The following is an 8959-nucleotide window of genomic DNA, read 5'->3' on the forward strand; positions in this document are numbered from 1 at the left end:
ACCGTCTCCAGACGGTGGCGGCCCGCTGCGGTCGGACGTCAGCGCCGGTCGGGCGTCCCCCTCGGCGCGGGGTCGACGGAGACCTGGTCGAACGCGGGCGCCCCGTCGACCGCGTCGGCGCCGACCGCCGTCGTGGCGGCGTCCGGCAGGTCGAGGCTGGTCCGCAGGGTCACCGGCCGGAGCAGGAGCGCGGCGATGACGCCGACCACCCCGATGGCGGCCGAGATGAGGAAGATGTGCCCGGTGGCGTCGCCGTACGCGGCCCGCACGATGTGCTGGATCCCCTCGGGCAGCGCGGTGATGTTGAGGTTGCTGTCGCCGCCGGCGCCGGAGGCAGGGATCCCGGCGGCGGTCAGGTCGCGCGTGATCTGGTCGGTGACCCGGTGGGCGAGGACGGCGCCGAGCACCGAGACACCGATGGTGCCGCCGAGCGACCGGAAGAACGCGACGCTGGAGCTGGCCGCGCCGATGTCCTTGAGGGCCACCGTGTTCTGGACGGCGAGGACGAGGTTCTGCATGGTCATGCCGACGCCGGTGCCGACGATGAACATGGCGACGCCGACCAGGACGAGCGACGTCTCGTGGTCGATGGTGCCGAGCAGCGCGAACCCGGCGACCAGGATGATCGAACCGGCGACGATGTACGGCTTGATCCGCCCGGTCCTGGTGATCAGCCGGCCGGCGACGATCGAGGAGCCGAGGACGCCGGCCATCATCGGGATGGTGAGCAGGCCGGCCTCCGTCGGGCTGTAGCCGCGGCCGATCTGGAAGTACTGGCCGAGGAAGACCGCGCCGCCGAACATGGCCATGCCGACCGCGAGGCTGCCGAGGATGGCCAGCGCGGTGGTGTGCTGGCGAACGATGCCGAGTGGAACCACCGGCTCGGCCGCCCGCGATTCCACCCAGACCGCGAGGGCGAGCAGGAGGAGCGCGCCGCCCACCATGACCCCGGTCTGCCAGGAGACCCACGCGAACGACCCGTCGACGAAGGAGATCCAGATCAGCAGCACGCTGACGCCGGCGGCGATCAGGGTGGCACCCAGGTAGTCGATCTTGACGTTCTCCCGCCGCAGCGTCGGCAGGTGCAGGGTCGCCTGGAGCAGGATCAGCGCGATGACGGCGACCGGCACGCCCACGAAGAAGCACCAGCGCCAGCCCAGCCAGGACGTGTCAACGATGAGGCCGCCGAGCAGCGGGCCGCCGACGGTCGCGACGGCCATGACGCCGCCGAGGTAGCCGTTGTAGCGGCCCCGCTCACGCGGCGGGATCATGGCGGCGATCGCCACCTGGACGAGGGCCTGCAGGCCGCCGACCCCGATGCCCTGGAACGCGCGGGCGGCGATGAGCTGCCCCGCGCTCTGCGAGAAGCCGGCGATGACGGAGCCCACCAGGAAGACCACGATGGCGATCTGGATGAGGAGCTTCTTGTTGAACAGGTCAGCCAGCTTGCCCCAGATCGGGGTGGTGGCGGTCGCGGTGAGCAGGGTCGCGGTGACCACCCAGGTGTACTGGTTCTGGGAGCCGTTCAACGACCCGATGATCTTGGGAAGCGCGGTCGAGACGACAGTGCTGCTCAACATCGCGACGAAGAGCACCAGCAGCAGACCGCTGAGCGCCTCGAGCGTCTGCCGGTGGGTCATCGGCTCCGCGCCGGCCGTGGTGGTGGGTGCGCTCATCGCGCGGCCTCCAGCTTGTCGTGGTTGACGAGGGCTACGTCGAACAGGGCTGCGCGGCGAGCGCCATGGGTTCACGAACCCGCGCATTCGCGCACCTGAGTTGGTTGCCTCACGCAAGCATCTACCGATCTTGCCCAGTCGGCAAGTTTGCGCATTGAGAAGCCGGTCACTCGACGTACGCTGAGCGCGATGGACGAGATCACCGGCCTACGGGAGCGCAAGAAGGCGGCCACCCGCCTCGCCCTGCACGAGTCAGCGCTGCGCCTCGCGGCCGAGCAGGGCCCCGACGGCGTGACCATCGAGGCGATCGCCGACGCCGCGAACGTCTCCCGGCGGACGTTCTCGAACTACTTCTCCAGCAAGGAGGAGGCGCTCTTCCACGGTGACACGGTGCGCCTGCGCAGGCTGTTGCAGTTGGTGCACGAGCGGCCGGGCAGCGAGGCGCCGTGGACCGCGCTGAGCCGGGCGGCCGAACACGTGACCAGGGAATCATCGGATGATCGCGACCGCAGCTGGCTGACCCGACGCCGGCAGCTGCGCGGGCACCCCGGCCTGGCCGCGCACCAGGTGGCGGCGTACACCGCGATCGAGCGCGAGCTGGCCGCGGAGCTTGCGCACCGGCTCACCGGCGCGGCGGTGGAGCTGCGCTCCCGTCTGCTGACCGCGACGTTCCTGGCTGCCCTGCGCGTCGCCACCCAGCACTGGATCGACCACCCGGGCGACGACCTGCTGGAGATCGTTCGCACCGCGCTCGCCGAGGTCGCTCCCCCGTCGGCCGCCGCACCGGCAGACGACTCGACGACCTGACCATCGACAGGTGCACGACCCGACGCGGCGCGCACCGGCCCGCTGCCAGCGAGCGCCACAGCGGAACGACGGCGGACCCCGTCGCGCCGGCCACCACCGCTCTCGGCGCTGGTGGCCGGCGGACGAGGCCCGCCGTCGACGGGGTCAGCGGTAACCGGCGGTCACCACGTTGGCCTGCACCGCGTTCTCGGTCGCGTCGGACGGGTAACCGGCGACCATGGCCCCCTCGTAGAAGGTGCCGGCGCTCAGGTTCGCGCCCCCGTCGGGCTTGCAGCAGTCACCGCCACTGCCCAGGATGATCGCGCCCTGCTTCTTCATGGGGCTGTATCCCGACGGGAGCGAGCCGTCCCACAGCGTGTAGAGGCTGCCGGACTGGGCGTCGCTGCCCTTCATGGCGAAGCGGGACGTGCCGTTGTTCTTGAGCGTCGCCGTGACGAACTTGCTGGTGAACGCCCGCTGGTTCGGGTTCCACGAGCTGCTGCCACCGGGGAACAGACCCCACTCCAGGTCGGCCTGCACCCAGGGACCACTGCCGGAGCAACCGCCGAACCAGCACTGCTTGCCGAAGTTGATGGCGTCCATCGCGCCGGCGGCGTCGGCCTTGCGCGTCGTCTCGCTGTTGCCGTAGTCGAAGCAGCAGCCGCTGTTGACGTGGGTCCCGCTGGTCACCATGTACATGCCCTCGGGCGCCGCGCCGGTCGGCACGCCGGTCAGGTGCCCGTCGCGCCAGTAGCTGTTGCCAGGATTGATGTAGAGCGAGTACGCCTTGGCGCCGCCGACCGTCAGGGACTCCGAGGTCGCGGTCGCCGGCCTGCTCTGCGGCGAGCCCGGAACCACGCTGGACCCCTGGTACCAGAGGTCGTTTCCGCGCCCGGACTGGTCGAAGACGACGGTGATCACGCAGGTCGTGCCGGAGCAGAACGAGTCCTGCGTCGCCGCGTTGGCGGTGCCGCCCGTGCCGGTCAGGCCGATGTTGCGGGTGGTGTTGTCCGACGAGCGCCGGACCTGGTAGAGGTTGCCGGCGTACGTCGCGTAGAGGGCTCGCGTCGTGCTGTGGGCCGCCACGCACGGGGTGCCGCCGGAGGCGTAGATGTCGCACGGGCGCGCGCCGCTCGGCGGCGGGGTCGTGGTCGGCGGGGTGGTGGTCGGCGGGGTGGTGGTCGGCGGGGTGTTCGGCGAGGCCCACTGTTGGTTGGCGCCGCCGTTGCAGGCCCAGAGGATCAGTTTGGTGCCGTTCGCGGTGGCCGCGCCGTTGGCGTCCAGGCACAGCCCGGACTGCACACCGGTGATGGTGCCGTTGCTGTTGACGTTCCACTGCTGGTTGGTCTGGCCGTTGCAGTCCCAGATGATCGCCGCGGTGCCGTTGGTGGTGCCTCGGCCGGAGGCGTCCAGGCACTTGTTGCCGTACACCGTGAGCTGCTTGCTCGACGTCCAGGTCCAGGTCTGGCCGGCCGCGCCGTTGCAGTCCCACAGTTGGGTCTGGGTGCCGTTGGTGGTGCTGGAGTTGGGAACCTCGACGCATCGACCGGACGGGACGCCGACGATTGTGGTGCTCTGCCCGGGCGCGATGGCGGCGGCCGCCAGCGGCGCGGCGGCGGCCTCGGCGGCGGACGATCCGGCGCCGGCCGCAGCACCGACGGTGACGAGGACGAGGACGCCGGCCAGCGCGCTGGCCAGGACGGCCAGGCGTGGGAGGCGACGTCTCGGGATGGCATCGCGGGCCATGCCTGGCCCGGAGGGGGACGGGGTTCGCACGAGGTGGCTCCTCGGAGTCGTGACGGCGTGGAGGTGCCGACGCCGCAGGTGGTGGTGGCGGGGGCAGCCGAATCGATTCGCGGCAATCGTAGGATCAATTTTCGATGAGTGTCAATGAAAGCCCGCCCGGCGGGAGTCCGGCGGTGGCCGCCCGTGCCGACGGCCACCGCCTGACCTCTTCCGCGACGCCTACCGCCCCCAGACCCGCCAGGTCTGGTTCAGCGGGCTGCCCTGGCTGACCGCGTTGCAGGTCCACTGGAGGACCGTCGCCCGGGCCGCCGTGGAGACGCCGTTGACGTCGACACACTTGCCGCTGTGCCGGGCGACGAGCTGGTAGTCGTGCGAGTCGTTACCGGAGTAGGTCACCTTCCGGAGGGTGAACTGCTGGTTGAGCCCGTTCTGGCAGGTCCACTGGGTCACGGCGGCGCCGTTGGCGGTGGAGACGCCGCTGACGTCGAGGCACTTGCCGCTCTGCTGGTTGACCACCGTGTAGGTGTCGGCCACGCCGGCGACCGGCCGGAAGTTCCAGAGCTGCTGGTCACCGCCCTCGCAGTAGAACTGCTGCTGGACGTTGCCGTCGGCGGTGCTCAGGCCGGTGTTGTCCAGGCACTGCTGGGAGTGCTGGGCCACCGCCACCGACTGGAAACCCGCTTCGGAGGGTGGCAGCAGGGTCACCGTGTACGTGTCGTTCTGGTTGCCGTACGGCAGGGTCACGGTGGCGTTGTTGTTGGACACGGTGACGACGCTGTTCGAGACCGTGATCGGCCCCTGCACCGCACCACCGTTGTTGTACGGGATGCGCTGCGTGAGCACCCGCACCTGGTTGTTCTGCACCACGCCACTTGTCGTGTCGAGGCGTTGCAGGTTGACGGCCAGGTTCCCGGTCGTACGACCACCACCGACCAGGACCTTCGCCACCCCGCTCGCCTTCGTGGCGTACGCGTCGTACGACTGGCTGCCGGTCACCGAGACGATCTGTCCGGCCTGGGAGGCGTAGTAGCGGTAGACCCACCACTCGCCCTTGGGCTGATGCTGGCCGGCCGAGTTGCGGACCAGCAGGTTGCCGAGGTCGTTGTGCAGGTTGCCGGCGCTGGCCCAGTTGGCCCGCAGGCCGTCCGCCCGGGCCCGCTCCAGGCGGGCGATGTACCAGGCGCCGTCGGCCGGGTTCTGCTCGTTGCTCGCCCCGTACTCGTTGATCTGGTAGGGGCGGGGATGCGGGATGCCGCGCGGGTCGAGGGTGGCGTTGGCGGCGGCGACGTTGGCGACCGGGTCACCGGGCAGCGAGTGCCAGCTGATGATGTCCGGCACCGTGTTTGTCGAGCGCACGAAGTCCAGGTACTGGTTCCAGAACGCGTGGTTGGTCGACGGCACGCAGGCGCAGCTCGGCCCGACGATCAGCTGGTTGGGGAACTCCGTCCGGAGGCGCTGGTACGTGCGCCGCCAGAGTTCGAGGTACTGGGAGATCGGCCGGTTCCAGAAGATGGTGATGTTGGGTTCGTTCCAGATGTCCCACTGCACCGACAGTCCGGACGCCCGGACGTCGCTGATCACCCGGGTCAGGAAGTTGTCGTAGTCGGTCCAGTTGCCGTTGTCGCCGGGGAAGCGGGAGATGCCGGCACCGTCGGCGCCCCACAGGTCGTGCGGCAACAGGATGAACTGCCCGCCCAGGGCGACGGTCCGACGGGCCTGGGCGACTGTGGCGTTCCAGCGGCGGTCGTAGTTTCCACCGACCCAGCCGCTGCCGGGCAGTTGCGCGCCGCCGGCGCGCATGTACTGGAAGTTGACGTCGCGGTAGAAGTGGTCGGGCGGGCCACTGGCGTTCTCGGTCATGCCGTAGATCCAGCCGGACGCGCGGTAGGTCGGCGTGCCGGTGGTGGTGGAGAAGTTGACGCTGATCGACTCGTCGGCGGCCTGGGCCGGGGACGCGGCGACGGTGACGGCGGTGGTTGCGGCGAGCAGGCCGACGACGAGTCGGGCGACGAGCGCGTGGGCTCGTCCCGACCTGCTGCGGGACGGGGTTTTCACGGGCGGCTCCTTGGTGGGGCGCGGGGGACGCTCTCCGGAGGGCTGCGCTTGCGAATCGATTCGCAGGGATCGTAGGTCGGAGACTCATCCGTGTCAATGAAGTGACGATCGCGTGAAGCCGCTGTTTCCCAGCAGTGCCTCCGTGGACGCTCACCAGCCCTTGACCATCGCGCACGGGCGGTCCTATCTTCGTGCGAACCGGTTCGTCGAATCGGTTCGCCTCATGGTCGGACGTGGTCCGGCCCGCGACGGTCAACCCACGACACCCCACCTGACGATCGACTTGAAGTGAGGCAGCACATGACACGACTCAACCGACGGCGGCGCCTGGCCGCCGTTGCCGTGCTAGCGCTCGCCGCGGTGACGGCGAGCGCCTGCTCGTCGTCGTCCGGCGACTCCGACGGTGGCGGCGGCGCGTACCTCGTCTGGGACCCGTATCCGCAGTTCGCCGACGACTCCGACTGGGTCGCCCTGCTCAAGAAGTGCGGAACCTCGGCGGGCGTGACTGTCGAGCGGACCGGCTACGACACCACCGACCTCACCAACAAGGCGCTGCTCGCCGCCCAGCAGGGCAACTCGCCGGACGTGCTGATCGTCGACAACCCGGTCATCTCGACACTGGCCGAGGCCGGCGCGCTCACCACCACCGAAGAGAACAAGCTGGACGTGTCGAGCATGGCGGCGAACCTGCTCGGCGCCGGCCAGAGCGGGGGCAAGACGTACGGGGTGCCGATCGGGGCCAACACCCTCGCGCTCTACTACAACAAGGACCTGCTGACCGCCGCCGGCGTCGACCCGGCCTCGGTCAAGGACTGGACGTCACTGACCGCGGCGCTGACGAAGGTCAAGGCCAAGGGCAAGAAGGGCATCACCTTCTCCGCGATCGGCACCGAGGAGGGCAGCTTCCAGTTCCTGCCCTGGTTCTGGGGATCGGGCGCCCAGCTGACCAGCCTGGACTCGCCGCAGGCGGTGTCCGCGCTGACTCTCTGGACGGACTGGCTGGGGCAGGGCTACGCCCCGAACTCGGTCATCAACAACACCCAGACCACGAGCTGGCAGGAGTTCGCCACCGGCGACTTCGCGTTCGCCGAGAACGGCACCTGGCAGTTGGCCAACGCGGAGAAGCTCGGCTTCTCGTACGGCACCATCGCGATCCCGGCCAGCGCCGGTGGGCCGGCCCCGGCGCCGACCGGTGGCGAGTTCGTCTCGATCCCGGTCCAGAAAAAGACCGACCGGTACGCGACGTCGCAGAAGCTCGTCACCTGCCTCACCAGCGCCGACAATCTCCTCACCACCGACACCACGCTCTCCTACGTCGCGCCGGTGGCCGCCGTGCAGGACCGGCAGGCAACCGAGAACCCCAAGCTCAAGGTCTGGGTGGAGGCCGTCCGGGCGGCGAAGGGCCGCACCGGTGACAACCTCGGCACGAAGTACCCGAAGATCTCCGAACCACTGTGGACCGCCGTGCAGGCAGCCCTGAGCGGCGGGAAGTCGCCGCAGGAGGCGCTGACCGCCGCGCAGGCCTCGGCCACGAGCAAGTAAGCGCGCCGAACCGACACGATGACCCCCACGACGCGGATTTCCACCATCACGCGAGGCCACGGTGGGGCGGTTGAGGCCGCCCCACCCGGGCCCCCCGCGCCTCGAAGCCGCCGGCCCGGACGTTGGCTGGCGTGGGGCTTCCTGGCGCCGACGGTCGTCTACCTGCTGGCCTTCTACGCCTACCCGCTCTACCGCAACGTCGAGCTGAGCCTGCGCGAGTACACCGTCCGCTCGTTCGTGCAGGGCGGCGCACCCTTCGCCGGCCTGGACAACTACCGCACCGTCCTGGCCGACCCGGCGTTCTGGCCGACGTTGGCGCACACAGTGGTCTTCACCGGCGCGTCGCTCGTCTTCCAGTTCAGCATCGGCATGGCCCTGGCCCTCTTCTTCCGCCAGAACTTCCCGCTGTCGGGCACCCTGCGGGCGCTGATCCTCGTACCGTGGCTGCTGCCGCTGATCGTGTCGGCCTCGACCTGGTCGTGGCTGCTCAACAGCGACTCGGGCCTGGTCAACGCCGCGCTGGGCGTCGTCGGGATCGACCCGGTCAACTGGCTCACCTCGCCGACCTGGTCGCTCACCTCGGTGATCATCGCGAACGTCTGGATCGGCATTCCGTTCAACCTGGTGGTGCTCTACAGCGGCCTTGCAGCGATCCCGGTCGAGGTGTACGAGGCGTCCGCGCTCGACGGCGCGACCGGTTGGCAACGGTTCTGGTCGATCACGTTCCCGCTGTTGCGCCCGGTCTCCGCGATCACGCTGCTGCTGGGGCTGATCTACACGCTGAAGGTCTTCGACATCATCTGGATCATGACCAGGGGCGGCCCGACCGGTTCCTCCGCCACGCTCGCCACCTGGTCGTACCGCCTCGGCTTCGGCAACCTGCTGCCCGAGTTCGGTCCGGGCGCGGCCGTCGGCAACCTGCTCATCGTGATGGCCCTGATCGCCGGGCTCGTCTACATCCGGTCCCAGCGGAGGCAGCACCTACGATGACCACGTCACCGCGTCGTGTCTGGTGGAAGACCGGAGTCGGTCTGGTGCTGACCGGGCTGATGCTCTTCCCCGTCTACTGGATGATCAATGTGTCGTTCACCCGGGACCAGGACATGCGGGCCAGTCCGCCGCACCTGTTCCCGACCGACGGCACGCTGGACGGC

The 8959-nt window shown here is 69.7% G+C and carries 6 protein-coding genes; 3 read left to right on the top strand and 3 right to left on the bottom strand.

What is annotated here, in order from left to right; all coding sequences use genetic code 11:
* Positions 1-38: 38 nt before the first annotated feature.
* Complete coding sequence (locus AB0J68_RS20065) at positions 39-1676, bottom strand: MDR family MFS transporter (RefSeq protein ID WP_363939877.1); 1638 nt, start codon at positions 1674-1676, stop codon at positions 39-41.
* A 189-nt stretch (positions 1677-1865) separates the two neighbouring features.
* Between AB0J68_RS20065 and AB0J68_RS20070 the strand changes: the two genes are divergently transcribed.
* The gene (locus AB0J68_RS20070) at positions 1866-2483 is read left to right on the top strand and encodes a TetR family transcriptional regulator (protein WP_363939879.1); all 618 of its coding nucleotides are present in this window, start codon (positions 1866-1868) and stop codon (positions 2481-2483) included.
* Positions 2484-2627: 144 nt separating this feature from the next.
* Here the strand turns inward: AB0J68_RS20070 and AB0J68_RS20075 are convergent, their stop codons facing one another.
* Together AB0J68_RS20075 and AB0J68_RS20080 are read right to left on the bottom strand one after the other, a co-directional pair.
* Complete coding sequence (locus AB0J68_RS20075; protein WP_363939881.1) at positions 2628-4238, bottom strand: arabinofuranosidase catalytic domain-containing protein; 1611 nt, start codon at positions 4236-4238, stop codon at positions 2628-2630.
* Between the two features lie 189 nt (positions 4239-4427).
* Positions 4428-6263, bottom strand: a complete 1836-nt coding sequence (locus tag AB0J68_RS20080; protein ID WP_363939882.1) for an RICIN domain-containing protein — start codon at positions 6261-6263, stop codon at positions 4428-4430.
* 300 nt (positions 6264-6563) lie between these two features.
* Here AB0J68_RS20080 and AB0J68_RS20085 point away from each other — a divergent pair, with 300 nt between their 5' ends.
* Both AB0J68_RS20085 and AB0J68_RS20090 read left to right on the top strand, forming a co-directional pair.
* Entirely contained in the window at positions 6564-7805 is a 1242-nt protein-coding gene (locus AB0J68_RS20085) for a sugar ABC transporter substrate-binding protein (protein WP_354856185.1), read from the top strand.
* An 18-nt stretch (positions 7806-7823) separates the two neighbouring features.
* The gene (locus AB0J68_RS20090; protein ID WP_354856186.1) at positions 7824-8795 is read left to right on the top strand and encodes a sugar ABC transporter permease; all 972 of its coding nucleotides are present in this window, start codon (positions 7824-7826) and stop codon (positions 8793-8795) included.
* The last annotated feature ends 164 nt before the right edge of the window (positions 8796-8959 follow it).

It is taken from the genome of Micromonospora sp. NPDC049580 (genome assembly GCF_040675595.1).
Classification (GTDB): Bacteria; Actinomycetota; Actinomycetes; order Mycobacteriales; family Micromonosporaceae; genus Micromonospora.